The organism is Bacillus sp. ISL-41, assembly GCF_018613235.1.
Classification (GTDB): Bacteria; Bacillota; Bacilli; order Bacillales; family Cytobacillaceae; genus Mesobacillus.
The window spans coordinates 147,681-162,834 of the sequence record NZ_JAGGQP010000027.1 but is presented as its reverse complement, the minus strand read 5'-3'; the positions used below and the strand labels follow the sequence as shown (position 1 = coordinate 162,834).

At 43.4% G+C, this 15,154-nt stretch carries 18 protein-coding genes; 13 read left to right on the top strand and 5 right to left on the bottom strand.

Translation table 11 applies throughout. The features are described 5' to 3' along the window. Positions 1 to 106 precede the first annotated feature (106 nt). The 6 genes from J7I80_RS13655 to J7I80_RS13630 all read left to right on the top strand — a co-directional run bounded on the left by J7I80_RS13655 (position 107) and on the right by J7I80_RS13630 (position 5,533). Positions 107 to 1,651 (top strand): spore germination protein, encoded by a 1,545-nt coding sequence (locus J7I80_RS13655; protein ID WP_214738894.1) that lies wholly within the window; start codon positions 107 to 109, stop codon positions 1,649 to 1,651. A 3-nt stretch (positions 1,652 to 1,654) separates the two neighbouring features. Next, positions 1,655 to 2,764 carry a GerAB/ArcD/ProY family transporter gene (locus J7I80_RS13650; RefSeq protein ID WP_214738893.1) on the top strand — a complete coding sequence of 370 codons (1,110 nt, stop codon included), beginning with the start codon at positions 1,655 to 1,657 and terminating at the stop codon, positions 2,762 to 2,764. Beyond that, entirely contained in the window at positions 2,739 to 3,995 is a 1,257-nt protein-coding gene (locus J7I80_RS13645; protein WP_214738892.1) for a Ger(x)C family spore germination protein, read from the top strand. The genes J7I80_RS13650 and J7I80_RS13645 overlap by 26 nt, the downstream gene beginning before the upstream one ends. 1 nt (position 3,996) lies before the next feature. Further along, complete coding sequence (locus J7I80_RS13640) at positions 3,997 to 4,155, top strand: hypothetical protein (protein ID WP_214738891.1); 159 nt, start codon at positions 3,997 to 3,999, stop codon at positions 4,153 to 4,155. A gap of 113 nt (positions 4,156 to 4,268) precedes the next feature. Next, the gene (locus J7I80_RS13635) at positions 4,269 to 5,156 is read left to right on the top strand and encodes a helix-turn-helix domain-containing protein (protein ID WP_214738890.1); all 888 of its coding nucleotides are present in this window, start codon (positions 4,269 to 4,271) and stop codon (positions 5,154 to 5,156) included. A 41-nt stretch (positions 5,157 to 5,197) separates the two neighbouring features. Further along, positions 5,198 to 5,533, top strand: coding sequence for a hypothetical protein (locus tag J7I80_RS13630; RefSeq protein WP_214738889.1), 336 nt, complete (start codon positions 5,198 to 5,200; stop codon positions 5,531 to 5,533). 172 nt (positions 5,534 to 5,705) lie between these two features. On the opposite strand, the gene J7I80_RS13625 is transcribed toward J7I80_RS13630, so the two are convergent. Continuing rightward, the gene (locus tag J7I80_RS13625) at positions 5,706 to 5,963 is read right to left on the bottom strand and encodes a hypothetical protein (RefSeq protein WP_214738888.1); all 258 of its coding nucleotides are present in this window, start codon (positions 5,961 to 5,963) and stop codon (positions 5,706 to 5,708) included. Positions 5,964 to 6,069: 106 nt separating this feature from the next. Here J7I80_RS13625 and J7I80_RS13620 point away from each other — a divergent pair, with 106 nt between their 5' ends. The 7 genes from J7I80_RS13620 (at position 6,070) to J7I80_RS13590 (ending at position 12,287) form a co-directional block, all read left to right on the top strand. Continuing rightward, the gene (locus J7I80_RS13620; RefSeq protein ID WP_214738887.1) at positions 6,070 to 6,642 is read left to right on the top strand and encodes a TVP38/TMEM64 family protein; all 573 of its coding nucleotides are present in this window, start codon (positions 6,070 to 6,072) and stop codon (positions 6,640 to 6,642) included. Then, positions 6,639 to 7,667 carry a F510_1955 family glycosylhydrolase gene (locus J7I80_RS13615; protein ID WP_214738886.1) on the top strand — a complete coding sequence of 343 codons (1,029 nt, stop codon included), beginning with the start codon at positions 6,639 to 6,641 and terminating at the stop codon, positions 7,665 to 7,667. Before J7I80_RS13620 ends, J7I80_RS13615 begins: the two co-directional genes overlap by 4 nt. Before the next feature lie 98 nt (positions 7,668 to 7,765). Beyond that, entirely contained in the window at positions 7,766 to 8,134 is a 369-nt protein-coding gene (locus J7I80_RS13610) for a hypothetical protein (protein WP_214738885.1), read from the top strand. 160 nt (positions 8,135 to 8,294) lie between these two features. Next, positions 8,295 to 8,873, top strand: a complete 579-nt coding sequence (locus J7I80_RS13605) for a sulfurtransferase TusA family protein (RefSeq protein ID WP_214738884.1) — start codon at positions 8,295 to 8,297, stop codon at positions 8,871 to 8,873. Positions 8,874 to 8,887: 14 nt separating this feature from the next. Then, the gene (locus J7I80_RS13600; RefSeq protein WP_192472589.1) at positions 8,888 to 9,277 is read left to right on the top strand and encodes a DsrE/DsrF/DrsH-like family protein; all 390 of its coding nucleotides are present in this window, start codon (positions 8,888 to 8,890) and stop codon (positions 9,275 to 9,277) included. Between the two features lie 26 nt (positions 9,278 to 9,303). Continuing rightward, entirely contained in the window at positions 9,304 to 10,425 is a 1,122-nt protein-coding gene (locus J7I80_RS13595) for an MBL fold metallo-hydrolase (protein WP_214738883.1), read from the top strand. Between the two features lie 404 nt (positions 10,426 to 10,829). Beyond that, the gene (locus J7I80_RS13590; protein ID WP_214738882.1) at positions 10,830 to 12,287 is read left to right on the top strand and encodes a bifunctional metallophosphatase/5'-nucleotidase; all 1,458 of its coding nucleotides are present in this window, start codon (positions 10,830 to 10,832) and stop codon (positions 12,285 to 12,287) included. A gap of 143 nt (positions 12,288 to 12,430) precedes the next feature. Here J7I80_RS13590 and J7I80_RS13585 read toward each other — a convergent pair whose 3' ends face one another. The 4 genes from J7I80_RS13585 to J7I80_RS13570 all read right to left on the bottom strand — a co-directional run bounded on the left by J7I80_RS13585 (position 12,431) and on the right by J7I80_RS13570 (position 15,154). Further along, complete coding sequence (locus J7I80_RS13585) at positions 12,431 to 13,018, bottom strand: redoxin domain-containing protein (RefSeq protein WP_214738881.1); 588 nt, start codon at positions 13,016 to 13,018, stop codon at positions 12,431 to 12,433. Continuing rightward, entirely contained in the window at positions 13,015 to 13,626 is a 612-nt protein-coding gene (locus J7I80_RS13580; protein ID WP_214738880.1) for a hypothetical protein, read from the bottom strand. The genes J7I80_RS13585 and J7I80_RS13580 overlap by 4 nt, the downstream gene beginning before the upstream one ends. Next, positions 13,623 to 14,036: an OsmC family protein gene (locus J7I80_RS13575; protein WP_214738879.1), complete on the bottom strand. Its 414-nt coding sequence runs from the start codon at positions 14,034 to 14,036 to the stop codon at positions 13,623 to 13,625. The genes J7I80_RS13580 and J7I80_RS13575 overlap by 4 nt, the downstream gene beginning before the upstream one ends. A 68-nt stretch (positions 14,037 to 14,104) precedes the next feature. Then, positions 14,105 to 15,154: a HAMP domain-containing sensor histidine kinase gene (locus J7I80_RS13570; RefSeq protein ID WP_251027755.1), complete on the bottom strand. Its 1,050-nt coding sequence runs from the start codon at positions 15,152 to 15,154 to the stop codon at positions 14,105 to 14,107.

Genomic DNA, 15,154 nt, shown 5'->3' with positions numbered 1-15,154 from the left:
GAAATTTCCTGAGTTTTTTATATGGCCACAGCTCATAAAACAAAGCAGGTTAGTAAAGGTTAAGAATAGGAAATATAACCCGGTACTGGCAGGGAGAAGATTCAATATGTTAAAAGAAATGCTCAGGCTGTTCAAGAAACAGCAAAACCAGGGACCTCCCGCGAAAGAAAAAATCGTGGGCGAACGGACGGACCTTAAGGAACAGCAGTTTAGCAGCAATCTTCAGGAAAATCTGTCGGTGATCAGGACGCTGTACAGCATTCCTGACAATAAGGATGTAAAATTGCGGGAAATGTATCTTGAAGGCTTCAATAAAAATGCTGCACTTGTATTCATCAGTACCATTACAGATGTTAAGAGTATAGAAGAAAACATCCTGAAGCCATTGGTAGAAAATACATCTGCGAATAAAAAGGTAAAAGATGTTGTATCCATCCAAATGGTCCATGAAGTCGGTATATTTAAGGATGCCGTCAAGGATATGAATAAAGGGAATGCCTTGCTGCTGCTGGATGGAGAAGCAAATGCATATATCCTGGATTGCCCGGACTTCCAAAGCAGAGCAATCGAGAAACCGGAAACTGAAGTCTTAATCAAGGGACCGAAAGAGGCATTCAATGAAAAAGTGGTGGCGAATATCTCGCTGCTCAGGAAAAAAATCAAGAATGAGAACTTGATTTTTGAATCAATCGAAGTTTCTCAACGCTCCCATAATGATGTGTTTATCGTTTATATTCGTGGACTTGCGAATGAAAAGCTGGTGGATAACATCAAGGAACGGCTGGGGAGTCTTGAAGTCAATGCGATTCAAAACTTATCTTTGCTTGAAGAATATATTGAGGAACGAAACTATTCCCTTTTCCCGAGTGTATTGACGACGGAGCGGCCTGACAGAGCGGCCTCTTTTCTGGAAGATGGTTATATTGCTCTATTAATGGATAATTCACCTGACAGTCTCATTTTGCCAGCGACCTTCTGGGCTTTTTTTCATAGTCCGGAAGATCATTATTTAAAAATCCATTATGGGAATTTCACGAGAGCATTAAGAATGGTGGCTTTATTTATTACCATTTTCACTTCGGCCATCTATATTGCGATTACAACCTTCCATGCTGAAATGATTCCGCCAGATTTGTTGCTGGCGATTGCATCTTCACGTGAAAGAGTCCCATTTCCGGCCGTGATCGAAATTTTAATCATGGAGACAGCTTTCGAGCTGATACGTGAAGCAGGTCTTCGTGTGCCCAGTCCAATCGGGCCCACGATAGGAATTGTAGGGGCGTTGATTCTTGGACAGGCCGCTGTTGAGGCGAATATCATCAGTCCAATCGTGATCATTGTGGTTGCCCTTGGCGGACTAAGCTCCTTTGCCGTAAGTGATTTAAGCCTGAACTTTGCTGTCCGGCTCATCCGTTTTGCTTTTATTCTATGTGCAGCAATGATCGGCATTTACGGGATGACAGCTTTTTTTGCAGCCGGAATTTTTTACTTGGTATCACTTAAATCATTTGGTGTTCCATATTTAGCGCCGCTGTCTCCAAGTTATAAATCTTCCAAAGATACTATTTTTCGCAGGCTTGTGAAAAATGAAAAATTGCGGCCAGGTTTTCTGAAAACATCCGATTCACAAAAAAAGAGTGATGGGGCATAAGTAATGAAACAAAACAAGGGGAAGATCGGGATAAAAGAATATATAGCCATCATAGCCTTGACAGTTGGCACCAAGCTCAGTGACGACACACCTTCAATTATTTTTGAGAATGCGAGGAATGCTGGATGGATTGCGGTATTGCTTATGGGTGCAATGGCCATCATTCCGATCATCTTGCTGATTAAAGTTTTTTCAGCCCATCCAGACAAAAATTTGCATGAGGTGATCATCCACCTGTTCGGGCGTTTTTTCGGCAATATCCTATCCATTGCTCTTCTGCTGGTAGGTGTGGCTTCAGTGACAGTTGACACCGGAACATATGTTGATATTATCGGGACGATGTATTTTACCAAGACGCCGACAAGTATCATTTATATGGTGCTTATGCTCGTCTGTGCTTACGGGGCGAAGAGGGGAATTGAGCAGATCGGCTCTGTGGCCTGGGTGTTGATTCCATATTTAAAGATCACTCTGTTCGTTGCATTTCTAGTCAGTTTTAATTCAGGCCATTTTGATTTCATTTTTCCAATATGGGGTGAAGGGAAAATGGAAATTGTGAAGTCCTCAATTAAGAATGTATCCATATTTTCCGATTTTCTTTTTATAGGTTTAATCGCTCCGCTGGTAGTGTCTTTCAAGGATTTCAAGAAGGGTACCACAATAGGCCTCTTCATTGTGACATTTGAAATTAGCCTGGCGCTGATCTCATATGTGATGCTTTTTGATTACACAACTGCAGAGATGCTCAATTACCCTTTTCATGAAACAATTCGGTATATCGAGATTGGCTTCCTGCCAAACGTGGAAACATTATTTTTCCCGTTTTGGCTTGTGGCTACATTTATAAGATTTTCATTTTACTTATATCTGAGTGCGAGCCTACTCGGTGGAATCCTGAAAATCGAAGAATTCGAATATTTGATTCCATTAATTACGATCATCATTTTACTGCTTGGTTTGGCGCCTGACAGTCCATCAATTTATCTTTATATCATGAGGCAAAAACTGTTGATGCTGCTTAGCCCGGCATTTTTATGCCTGCCGCCGCTTATGTGGCTGATTGCCAAGATACGGGGAGATTTTAAAAATGAGGCAATACAAGAATCTAGTTAAAGTCTTGATTTTGGTATGCATAGTCCTTTCCATGGCCGGCTGCTGGGATAAGACAGAGCTCGACGAGAAGGCCTATGTAATTGGCATGGGCCTGGACACGCATGAAAAGGCAGGTAAAATTAAGGTGACCTATTTGATCGCCAATCCAGAGGTAGGATCCCAGCAATCGGGCGGTGGTACGAATGAGCCGCCGCAGGAAATCGTCACATTCGTTGCCAATGATTTTATCAGCTCGCGGAATACTGCCAACACTGTCATTTCCAAAGAAATTTCCTATGATCTGCTTAGTGTTATTATTGTATCCGAGGAGCTCGCAAGAAAGCCTGATTTTATAAGGGTGATGTACTCTGCTGCAAAAGACAGGGAAATTAAGAGAAGCGCAGAGCTGATCGTCACAAAAGAAAAAGCAGAAAAGTTCATCACGAACAACAAACCAACACTAGAGGCAAGGCCTCATAAATTCTTTGAAGTAAAGATTGGCAGGGGCAAGGAAACAGGGATGATTCCAGACACAGACTTGAATGATTTTTTTCAGGTAGCGGAAAGTGATTCGGATTTATTCCTGGGAATCTACGCAACAACTGAAACTGAAGAAGGTGATGAAGGAGCCGCTTCCGATGATGATTTTATGGCTGGTGAAATTCATTTTGGCGGAAAGGAGAAGGCTGCACAGTTTGCCGGGTCTGCTGTTTTTAAAGAAGGAATGATGATTGGGAAAATTACTGGGGAGGAGACGAGGATCTCAAGCCTGCTGGACAACACATGGGAACTGCAAGACTTTATTACAGCATTCCAGGATCCCTTTGATGGACAATATCGAATATCTGCACGATTGGCCAAACCAAGGAAGAATACCTACCAATTCAAGCAGCAATCAGGGCAGCCTGTAATCGATATTAAGGTTCCTATGTATATTGAAATCCTTAGTGACCCAAGTTTGGTTAATTTCTCTAAAAATGAGGAAAAAATCGTTGAACTCAAGAAATCGCTGACGAAGTCGATGGAAGAACATTTAACGCAATACATCAAATATACTCAGGAAGAGTTTAAAGGGGACACCTTTCATTTATCCATTCCGATAAGAAAGAATTTTGCCACCCTTAAGGAGTTTCGGGAATTTGACTGGATGAAATCCTATCCTGACGCTGAAATAAATGTCAATGTCGATATCCGGTTCGGTGAGTTCGGACGGCAAACGAAACTGCCAAGTCTTCAAGAATTGAGGGATTGAAATGATTGTTTTGATTTGGGGTGCCGTGCTGCTGGTATCTGTATATACATTCGCTTTCGCAGTGACAATCTGGAAGAAAAAGAACAAGGCTGGAGCAATCGTGATCAGTTTCCTCACACTTACCATTCTCATACTCCCTTACTTTACTTATATAAAATAAACATAACCAGGATTGGGAAAATCAATTTCATGATCCTGGTTTATTATTCGGATTTTTAAAATTTCATAACGTTGTGATAATATAAAAATAATACTATTAAATGGGGTGTAGGGATGAGCCTGGTTGGGTATAACTTCGGAGAAATTCTTAGGTCTTCAAGAGTTTTTAAAGGATTGACTGAGGCACAGTTGGCTGAAGGTATATGTTCTGAAGTGGATATCATTCAATTTGAAGAAGAAGAGAAATATCCAACAATCGATCAATTATTCAAAATGGCATCAAAGCTTGAGGTAGAGCTTAACCATTTTTTCGATATTGCTTCCACTGATACATACAATTACGCAATCGCTGTCACGGAATTAATTAAAAAGTATAAAAGAGAGCGGGATTACGCCGCTATTCATGAAATAGTTCAGAAGGAGCAGGATAATCCGCTGTTCAAACATACATCCTTCAATCAATTTTTGGTGTGGCACCAGGGCATATGCAGCTATTACCTAGAAGGAGATCGACAGAAATCCATTGACTTGCTGGGCCAGGCTTTGGAAATGACCCATCAGGAACAGGCTGGAATGTCAGAGCGTGAAATTGAGATTTTAACAAGTATGGCCATCATCGAAAAAGATAGCGGAAACCTGGACAAAGCTGTCGGGATTTTTCAGAATGCCCTGAACGAGCTGACAGGGCTGCCTCAAGTCCAGGATTCAAGGATCTGGTTAAGGATCCTTTATGGTCTTGCTCAGGCACTGTCAAAGCTTGAGAGATATGAAGAATCGCTCATCTATTGCAGCAAAGGAATCGACAACTGTATATATGAAGAAAATATGTATTTATTTGGAGAACTTTGTTACCAAACAGGCATGAATTTTATAAAATTGGGTAAAGAAAACAAAGGTAAGGAATATCTGGAAAAGGCAATCATGATTTTCAAGCTTCAGAAGAATGAGAAGTTTGCCAGCTTAGTTATGGATGAAATGGGAAAATTACTGAAATATTGCTGATTGTTTATATGGACAATGGACCCAGGCAGAGGAGGTTTAAAATGAAGAAAAAAATAATCTTTCCCCTTATTGCAGCTTTTGCTGCTGGTATGTTCTGTTTGAATTCTGCTGAAAAGAACCTGGCAGATTTGCCATCCCAGCATTCGCAAAACGGCACTACCATAGCCGATCTGCCATCGCAGCACTCGCAGAGCGGAACAACCATAGCGGACTTGCCGTCCCAGCACTCGCAGAGCGGAACAACCATAGCGCTCCTGCCGTCACAGCACTCGCAAAGTGGACCAACCATAGCCGAGTTGCCGTCACAGCATGCACAAGAGGGAACAATGGTAGCCGACTTGCCGTCCCAGCATGATCAGAATGAAGTAATAGTTTAAGAAACTTTTTTGAGACAGCCTGGACCGTTTTGGTCAGGTTGTTTTTTAATGGTGCTAAAATTGCTTTCTTACATGTTTTCTGCAAAATCTTAAGCTAAAATAGATCGAGTACATATAAAAAGGCTCTGGACTTTTTTCCAGAACCTTTTTAAGTGACAGAGGAAGTCCCACTTTAATCGATGATATCCATATCGCTGCCATCCATCATATTAAAGTTTTTGCTCGGCATGGCACCGTTTGTTCGGTGGCAATCATTGTACATTTGCTTGACTTCTTCATCGGACAGGTCTGGGTGCATCTTTTCGATTAACGGCTTCATTTGGCCAAAATTAAAAGTACCTTTACCGTCTGATCCTTCTTCTGCGAAGGCAGCAGTACTTGCTCCGAGTATCAATGCTGCGCCTAAAATGCTTAACGTCAGTTTTTTCATGCCTTAGCCAGCTCCTTTCGTTTATAGAGTTATTTTAACGGGACAGTTTGCAAAAACTTAGCAGAAGCAGTGACAAATTAATGGATTCTTTAGCGGAGGCTTACAAATGCCATTATTAGAAACCTTATCAGGCCAGCCAGTCTGGATTGCAATTTTCATCAGCCTTGCGGTCAGTATTGCTATTTCAGTTCTGGGGGTCATTCCCAGTGCGTTTATAACCGCTGCTAATATCATTTATTTTGGTTTTGCCGGCGGGCTTGTTCTGTCAATCATCGGAGAGGCCGCAGGGGCGATCATCAGCTTTTTTCTGTACCGAAAAGGGGTAAAAAAACTGGCGCAAAATATCTCTAGCCGCAAATCGGTAAAGGGATTGGAACGACTTAAGAACACTGCAGGCGCAGAGGCGTTTGTCCTTGTGATTTTATTAAGGCTTTTCCCATTCGCTCCCTCGGGTTTGGTGACGCTTGCAGCTTCTTACAGCAAAATGGGAGCACCGAGTTTCATGATATCGAGTACGATTGGGAAAATCCCAGCCCTCTTCATCGAAGCGTATTCAGTCAATACCCTGCTGGGCTGGAAAACGGAGTACCAGCTTTCAATGGCTGTTTTTGCGATCGTTGCAGGTGTCTGCTACTATTATTGGACTAAGAAGAAAAAGAAAACGGAGGATTTAGAATGAGTCATCGAAACAAGCTTATAGCCACAGCATTCGCTTTCATGGCGCTGATTTTGACAGGCTGTGCGGACCAGGAGGAAACGCAGGATAAACAGGAAATGCAGGAAAAGAAGGAAACAAAGGAACAAGCGGAAAACCAGCAGAGCATGGAAGAGGACATAACGAGCGATATCCCTGATGAAGAATTTATCAGAAAAGCGTCAGGGCAAAAAATAGAGCATGTACATGGAATTGGATATCCAGGTAATGATGAGAGCCTATATGTTGCCACCCACAATGGCTTGAGGATATACAGAAATGGGGAATGGCTGGAAACTGCCGGGCAAAATCATGACTATATGGGGTTTCAGGCAACTGAAGATGGTTTTTTTGCAAGTGGACATCCGGAAAAAGGTTCGAATTTAAAGGATCCGCTTGGCCTTGTAGAAAGTACGGACAAGGGCAGGACACTTGAGAAAATCGCTTTTTATGGCGAAAGTGATTTCCACTTCCTTTCCGCTGGCTACAGCAACAGCAGCCTGTATCTAATCAATGAAGAGCCCAATTCAAAGCTGGAAAGGGGTGTCTATCTATCCAGGGATCATGCCAGCAGCTGGGAGCCTGTTGAGTTGGATGGCCTGGAGTCAAGTACACTAGGAATGATGGCAGTTCATCCTGACAAAGGCGGTACCTTTGCAATGGCTACAAAGGAAGGTGTCTTCATCACGGATAATTATGGAAAAAATGTGAAGAGAGCCGGTGAATTTGAGCTGGTAACAGCAGTAGCGTTTTCAAGGGAATCTCTATATATCTCTCCGGTTCATCAGCAAACAATCCAACTGTTCAGGCTTGATGACGAAGATAGAGGGAAGGCGGAAAACCTTACAATCCCGCACCTTAATTATGATAACCCGATTACATATATAGCCGCAGACCCGCGCCAGGAGAGAAGAATCGCTTTCATGACCATCCTTAACGACCTTTATGAGTCTGAGGACGGAGGCAGGACATGGAAAAGATTGCTGGTTAACGGGAGGATTGAGCAATAAGAGCAGCAGCCTTGAATCATTAGCAGTCATACCCTATTTAAATAGCCAGACACCATCCTCCCAGGGGTACATATCCTGACTATTGGGAGGTGATGCAGATGGCAACTAGCAGAGCCATCGTGTATGTGGGTCAAATGGGTGCTGACACATTTACGCAAGCATTAGAAGGAGTTTTATATACAGAAGATCAAATTGGCTTCATGGCAGACAGGATTTTATGGACAGAAGGGCAAATTGGAGTTATGGCAGACCGAATCGTCTATGTAGTTGAACTGTCCCAGTTTAACACTATCGAGGCCATGTATATGGGGATGAACATGAGTTTTATGGGTATGGACAGTATGATGAACAATATGTTCAGGTATGCAATCAGTGTGAACCCGGTGAGCTATATTCCATGGCTGAGCAGGGGCGGATACGCCAATCCATACCAGTCTTATCCAAATACCTATTTTGGCAAAGAATAACCAGGAAACAGCAGCCAAGGCAAAATGGTTGCTGTTTTTTTTTATTTTTTTTACAATATACGCATAGTTTTTACCGTAGGAGGTATATAAACTAGGGAGTATTTTTGCAGTATGGATTCCGCGAATTCATAAATACTAAAGTGTAGGAAGGGGGATTACTATGTCAATTTCTGCGGATAAAGTACTGGACGCAAAAGGTCTTGCGTGCCCGATGCCTATTGTCAAGACGAAGAAAACCATGAATGAGCTAGAGCCTGGCCAGGTTATTGAAGTACAGGCTACAGATAAAGGTTCAACAACCGATTTAAAAGCATGGGCTGAAAGTACTGGCAATCAATACCTCGGTACGATCACTGATGGAGATGTGCTTAAGCACTATCTGCGCAAAGCCAGTGAAGATGAACTGAACAATGAATCGCCACACCCGCATACAGCAACACTTGAAGAAGTGCTTGCAAAGCTGGAAGGCAATGAAAAAATAACGGTTCTTGATGTAAGAGAATCAGCTGAATACGCTTTTGGGCATATTCCGAATGCAAAATCAATTCCACTTGGAGAACTAGAGCAGCGTTTTAATGAATTGGATCCTCAAGAGGATGTCTACATCATTTGCCGCTCTGGATCAAGAAGTGATATGGCAGCGAAGAAGCTTGCTGAAAAAGGATTCAAGAAACCAATTAATGTTGTTTCCGGCATGAAGGACTGGACAGGCCCGACGGAAACATCAGTTGAAAAATAAGGAGGAACCAAAAAATGAAAGTAGCTATCATCGCCTCTAACGGCGGAATGTTCGACGCATACAAAGTATTCAATATCGCGACTGCGGCAGCAGCAACAGATGCAGAAGTAGGGATTTTCTTCACGTTTGAAGGGCTTAACCTGATCCATAAGGAAGCGCATAAACAGCTTCCTATGCCAGCAGGAACTGAGCACTTCCAGGAAGGGTTCGCAAGAGAAAACGTTCCTCCTGTAGAGCAGCTAGTTGAAATGGCAGCAGAAATGGGCGTCAAAATGATTGCCTGCCAGATGACAATGGATGTTATGTCTCTTCAAAAAGACCAGTTCGTCGATGGCATTGACGTTGGCGGAGCGGCTTCATTCCTTCACTTCGCAAGCGATGCAAACATTACATTGACGTTCTAAATTCAAAGTATAACAGGAGGAATGAAATGGTACAGACAATCACAGCAAAAGAATTAGCTCGAAAAGTCATTAACCATGAAGACCTGTTTATCCTTGATACAAGAAATACAGATGACTTCGATGATTGGAAAATCGAAGGCCGTAATGTAAAAGTCCATAATACGCCGTATTTTGACCTGCTTGAAGGTGTGGATCCCGTTAAGGATGTTTTGCCGAAGGATCAGGAAATTTACGTCGTATGTGCAAAAGGTGGCTCGTCAGAATTCGTTGCCGAACAAATTGAAGAGGCCGGCTATACGAATGTTTACTCTATCGAGGGCGGCATGAAGGCCTGGAGTGAACATTTAGAGCCTATCAAGATCGGTGACCTGAAAAATGGCGGAACGCTTTATCAATTCGTCCGTATCGGGAAAGGCTGTCTTTCCTACCTCGTTGAATCAAATGGCGAGGCTGCAATCATCGATACAAACCGGATGATTGAACAGTATGAGGAATTCATGTCAGGCAAGGACTTCAAGCTGGTAGCCCTGCTTGATACCCACCTCCATGCTGACCATATTTCCGGCGGTAAGAAGCTTGCTGATAAAGTGGGAGCAAAATATTACCTTCCGCCTAAAGATGCAGAAGAAGTGACATTCCAATATGAACCACTTCAGGATGGCGATGAAATTAAGGTTGGAAACACCGTGGTCCAGGCTTTGTACTCTCCTGGTCATACGATCGGAAGTACTTCGTTCATCATTGATGACCAATATCTGCTGACGGGCGACATTCTGTTCATCGACTCAATCGGACGCCCTGACTTAGCCGGGCTGGCTCAGGACTGGGTAGGCGACTTGAGGAATACTTTATACAAGCGCTATAAAGAACTTGCGGATGAATTGCTTGTCCTGCCTGCCCACTATATGGGAATCAATGAGATGAATGATGACGGCAGCGTTTCCGAAAAACTTGGCGTACTGTACGCCGAGAACCACGGATTGCAAATCGACAGTGAAGATACGTTCAGGAAGACCGTAACCGAAAACCTTCCGCCTCAGCCTAACTCCTACCAGGAAATAAGGCAGATGAATATGGGGAAAATCAACCCGGACATCGAAGAACAGCGGGAAATGGAAATCGGTCCGAACCGTTGCGCAGTAAGATAAAAAGAAAAGCGAAAGCGATTCAAGAGAAAAGACGCTAAGCTTTGTAAAAAAGGGGCACCTTAAAACAAAGGTGTCCCTTTTTTTACCAAAAGAAAAATACAGTTGGGTATTTATGAACTTGCAAATCTTTTTTAAGTTCGGCTCTGTTAAAGCCCATTTGCGTTTTAAAGTCCTGTTTATTGAAGTGGAAGGCGCATAGACTCCTGCGGGATTAGCTGGTCAGATGAGACTCCGCAGGAGCGAAGCGACGAGGAGGCTCAGCGCCAGCCCGCGGAAAGCGAAGCGCCTGGAACGAAAAAAAACAGCCGAAGTTAACAAAGCATATAAAATGAAAGGCTGTTTCCATAAGCTTCATGCATAACAGGACGCTTATGGAAACAGCTTTCAATGGAGGAGAGGATACTATGACGAAGTTGACGATAATCCAGCAAAACGATACACATGGGAGCCTGGAACTCCATCACGAATTATTTTGGAAAGAGAACCAGCCAGAATTGCGTAAAACAGGTGGTTTCCCGAGGATCGCCAAATATGTCAAAGATCTTAAATCGCAAAATGAGAATGTCTTATTCCTTGATGGCGGCGATCTTTTTCATGGAACACTTCCTTTAGTTGCTTCAAAAGGCGAAGCTATTTTGCCAGCTTTGAAAAAGATGGAGCTGGATGGCTGGGTGCCTGGAAACTGGGATTTTGCTTACGGAAAGGAGCAATTAGCTTCACTGGTAGAAGAGCTTCCTTTTCCGACTATTGCATGCAACGTAAAAGAGGAGGAGAATGACAATCAGTCATTTTTAAAGCCATATATCATCAAAGAGCTCAATGGCATCAAGGTAGGTGTCATTGGACTTACCTATCCGTATGTTGACGAAACCATGCCTGCTAGCTTTTCAAAAGGCCTGGAATTTTCAAAAGGGGTGGAAGAGACCAGTCAATGTGTTGATGAATTAAAAGGTAACGTGGATCTGATCGTGCTGCTTAGCCATATGGGTCTCCCGCTTGATGTTGAATTGGCTACGCTTGTTGATGGAATTGATATCATCTTATCCGGCCACAGCCATGACCGGGTGGAGGAACCAATCACTGTCAATGATACGCTCGTCGTCCAGGCTGGTTCTAGTGCATCCTTTCTTGGAAAACTGGAGATCACCCTCGAAGGCGGAAAAATGGAGGACTATCGATACGAATTGGTGGCAATCGACGAAAGCTTCTCTGAGGACGAGGAAATGTCGGGAATCATTGCTAATTTATTAGAGCCATTCAGTAAGGAACGGGGGAATATCGTCGGCAGGACAGAGTCGATTTTACACCGGATGACCTTGAATGAAGCACCGATGGACCAATTGATTACAGATGCCTATCTTCATGCCTACAATAGTGAATTGGCGTTTTCACATGGCTGGAGATACGGTACGCCTGTCCCGGCAGGGGATTTGACCGAGTATGACCTGCATACCATCATCCCGACGAACCCGGAAATGTTCACTCTTGAGATGACAGGAGAGCGGCTGATGAATGCCCTCGAGAAGAATCTGGAGATGGTGTTCTCAAGAGACCCGTTCAAACAAAAAGGCGGATATATTCTCAGGTCCTCTGGATTATTCATGTCCTTTAAGCCATACAATCCGGAAGGGAACAGAATTCAGAAGCTTCTTGTTGGCGGGAAGGAAATTGATCTGAAAAAGAAATACAAAATCGCCGGGGCAGGTAAGCAGCTGTTCAAAGGGGCAGGTAAGCAGCTGTTCAAAGGGGCAGAGGCTGATAAAACCTACCATGGTGTACATGCAGTAGATGTTATTAAGCAATTTTTAAAAGAAACGGGAACATACAAAGCAGATCAAGAACCGAAAATCCTAAGCACCTAGGATCCATTGGTTTAATGGACATTTCGAAGGCGGAGCAGAGCCAAAATGTCCAAGAAAGAGGGTTTAATGGACATTTCAAGGGTGAAGCATCATCAAAATGTCCATTAAACAAGAAAAGTCGCGGGCATCTGCCGCGACTTTTTTTATTTTACCCCGGTAAGGTCCTTCATCATGTTCTCATCCATCGGGCCAACTATCTTCTTGATAATCACGCCGTTTTCATCAAGGATGTAGCTGGTTGGGATGGTAAATGCCTGGTATGTCGTTCCTGCATCTCCCTCTTCATCAAGTGGGATTGGGAAGGTCAGGCCATACTCATCGACGAATTTCTGGACTTCATCCACACCTTTATCCATGCTTGTCAGGTTAACAGCCAGAATTTCCACACCATCATCTTTATGTTCTTCATAAAAGTTTTGCATATGCGGCATTTCTGCTTTACAAGGAGGGCACCAGGTCGCCCAGAAGTTCAAGATGACTTTTTGGCCCCGGTAATCTGAAAGCTTTGCAGGCTGACCGTCCAGTGTAGTTAACTCAAAATCAGGAGCCTCAGCGCCTTCACGCAACGAAGACAGCTTCGCGCCTGGGATATCTTCAGTTGTTTCTACTGATTCGCCTGATGGAGCTGTTGTATCTTTTTGGCTTTCTGTTGAACCTGGTTTCCAGATATTCACGACCAAAATGACAACAGCCAGTGCTAAAATTGCGAATGATAAAAGATTTTTATTCAATGCTGAAATTCCTCCTTATTAAAACGCTGAAAAATGATTAAGTAAATTCCGAGTGTGAAAATCAACAGATTTTCCACAGCCAGTAAATTGGAATAAAGGCTAAGTATCAGTGCTTCTAGCATTAGGAACAATATAGCGTACTCAGCAGTAAGCTTTATGTTCTTTAAGTAAAACAAAATGAACAACACCAATAGGATGGCCTGGATTGCAGCGGCGAGGAAATCCTGTGAAAAGGCAAATAATCCTGTCCAATACAGTAAAAAGAATATAAAGTATCCAGGGAGATAGTCCCCAGCTTTGATGGTATTGCCCTTTTTCTTTGTTAGCCAAAATAAATATATTGCGATTCCCAGGAATGCTAGAATCTGGCCTTCTGTACCGCCGTTAAAGTAAAGAAGGGAGAACGGGGTATCGATGAACAGTTTAAAATTGAAGATTGCATAGCTGAGTTTATAAATCGCTATGTAAATGAAGAAGCTGTTCCAAAACCAATCGTCGATACTCTTTTTTTCCTTGATACGGTAAATCAAGGCTCCGATAAAAATGGCGGCAAACGCTGCAAGCAAATCTGCAGGCAGCGTGAACCTGCCCAATGTTATATAGTTCAAGCAACATCACCTTTTTTTGGCTGGTCTGGCGTGAAAGCAACCTGATATTGGATATTAATACTTCCAATGACAGATTGAATCATGCCGCAATTTTTCAGGACAAGGCCGGCAATTTTATCAGCCTGCTTTGCCTTATCCTCTGTATCAGTCTGGACGGCCACATTGAATGTCAACTGCTCAATTCGGTTGGCCTCTTTGGCATTTCGGACTGCTGTCACTTCGACGTCAATTCTTTTATAGTCTATTCTCTTCTTGGCTAGAATATTTGCGAGCACCGAGGTGCTGCATCCAGTCAATGAGGATACGAACAGTTCCATAGGCCTGTAGCCCATCTCGGTATTCGGGGATATTGGAAGGAATCCATATTCCAATTGTCCGATCAGCTTCTCATTATAGTAAGTAAATTCCATGGCAATCTCTCCTTCAATACGAAAACTAGATTTACAGACCAGTATGCTATCGTATTGTTAAGGATTGATTAAGAAATGGAACGGATTGGGAGCCTTATCCAGAATGAGTGATGGTGCCCATCTGTATCGAGACCTATTGTCCCATGATGGGCGTCAATAATGCTTTTGGCGATGGCCAGCCCGAGTCCGGCACCCTCCGCTTTTGTGCTGCGCGATTCTTCAAGCCTGTAAAAGCGCTCGAAAATAAGTTCTTTTTTATCTGGATCAATGTAAGTTCCTTCATGGGCAAAAGTAACCCTGTATCCTTCAGCGTCTTGCTGTCCCTTGATGGCAAGGTGACTGCCGGTATCATAATCAATGATATTCTGCAGCAGATTGGCCAGCACTTGTTTCAAACCGTCCTTATGGCCAAGAATTGAAGCATGATCGATCTGCTGGCTGATTGACCCGAACCTGCCCGACAGCTTCAGGTGGAAGGCTGCAAGGGATTCGGCCAATACCTGTTTCATGTCAATTTCTTCAAACTGTTTTTCCGGGAAGTGGGACTCCTGACTCCAGGCATCCAACTCGGCAATCAGGTCGACAATCCTTGTGATCCGCCTGGATTCATCGAGAAGCGATCCAAAAAGCTCTTCGTCGCCCTTTAAAATACCATTGTGGAGGGCTTCCAGGTAGCCGTTGATATTCGTAAGCGGGGTCCTTAATTCGTGGGCGATATCCCTTAACATTTCTTCCCGCCTTGTTTGGACAACGGATAGTGTTTCTGTCATGGCGTTAAAGTTTGTAACAAGTTCACCGAGTTCTCCGCTTGCAGGGACATCGATCTTCGGCGGGATATTACCTGTTTTAACCTGATTTGCCGCTGATGCCATTGCTTTTACAGGATTGACAATCCTTTTTACTGAAAAATAATGCAAAAGACCCGCAATGACAAATGCCACGACACTTACTTTGATAAGGAAGGAATTTAAAGTGTCAACAAGCTGCGCACCGGTCACTTGTTCATGATTGACAAGGAAGCAGGCATAATCTTTTACCGATATCCCGGCCAGCATGATCACCAGCAGGATGACGACACTATTGACTGCGACAAGCTTGGATAACAACAAATTCGCCAT

Bases quoted from the DNA above. Each gene is read 5' to 3' on its own strand.
- J7I80_RS13655 (WP_214738894.1), top strand. From the start codon at position 107: ATGTTAAAAGAAATGCTCAGGCTGTTCAAGAAACAGCAAAACCAGGGA.
- J7I80_RS13650 (WP_214738893.1), top strand. From the start codon at position 1,655: ATGAAACAAAACAAGGGGAAGATCGGGATAAAAGAATATATAGCCATC.
- J7I80_RS13645 (WP_214738892.1), top strand. From the start codon at position 2,739: ATGAGGCAATACAAGAATCTAGTTAAAGTCTTGATTTTGGTATGCATA.
- J7I80_RS13640 (WP_214738891.1), top strand. From the start codon at position 3,997: ATGATTGTTTTGATTTGGGGTGCCGTGCTGCTGGTATCTGTATATACA.
- J7I80_RS13635 (WP_214738890.1), top strand. From the start codon at position 4,269: ATGAGCCTGGTTGGGTATAACTTCGGAGAAATTCTTAGGTCTTCAAGA.
- J7I80_RS13630 (WP_214738889.1), top strand. From the start codon at position 5,198: ATGAAGAAAAAAATAATCTTTCCCCTTATTGCAGCTTTTGCTGCTGGT.
- J7I80_RS13625 (WP_214738888.1), bottom strand. From the start codon at position 5,963: ATGAAAAAACTGACGTTAAGCATTTTAGGCGCAGCATTGATACTCGGA.
- J7I80_RS13620 (WP_214738887.1), top strand. From the start codon at position 6,070: ATGCCATTATTAGAAACCTTATCAGGCCAGCCAGTCTGGATTGCAATT.
- J7I80_RS13615 (WP_214738886.1), top strand. From the start codon at position 6,639: ATGAGTCATCGAAACAAGCTTATAGCCACAGCATTCGCTTTCATGGCG.
- J7I80_RS13610 (WP_214738885.1), top strand. From the start codon at position 7,766: ATGGCAACTAGCAGAGCCATCGTGTATGTGGGTCAAATGGGTGCTGAC.
- J7I80_RS13605 (WP_214738884.1), top strand. From the start codon at position 8,295: ATGTCAATTTCTGCGGATAAAGTACTGGACGCAAAAGGTCTTGCGTGC.
- J7I80_RS13600 (WP_192472589.1), top strand. From the start codon at position 8,888: ATGAAAGTAGCTATCATCGCCTCTAACGGCGGAATGTTCGACGCATAC.
- J7I80_RS13595 (WP_214738883.1), top strand. From the start codon at position 9,304: ATGGTACAGACAATCACAGCAAAAGAATTAGCTCGAAAAGTCATTAAC.
- J7I80_RS13590 (WP_214738882.1), top strand. From the start codon at position 10,830: ATGACGAAGTTGACGATAATCCAGCAAAACGATACACATGGGAGCCTG.
- J7I80_RS13575 (WP_214738879.1), bottom strand. From the start codon at position 14,036: ATGGAATTTACTTACTATAATGAGAAGCTGATCGGACAATTGGAATAT.
- J7I80_RS13570 (WP_251027755.1), bottom strand. From the start codon at position 15,154: ATGGCGAATTTGTTGTTATCCAAGCTTGTCGCAGTCAATAGTGTCGTC.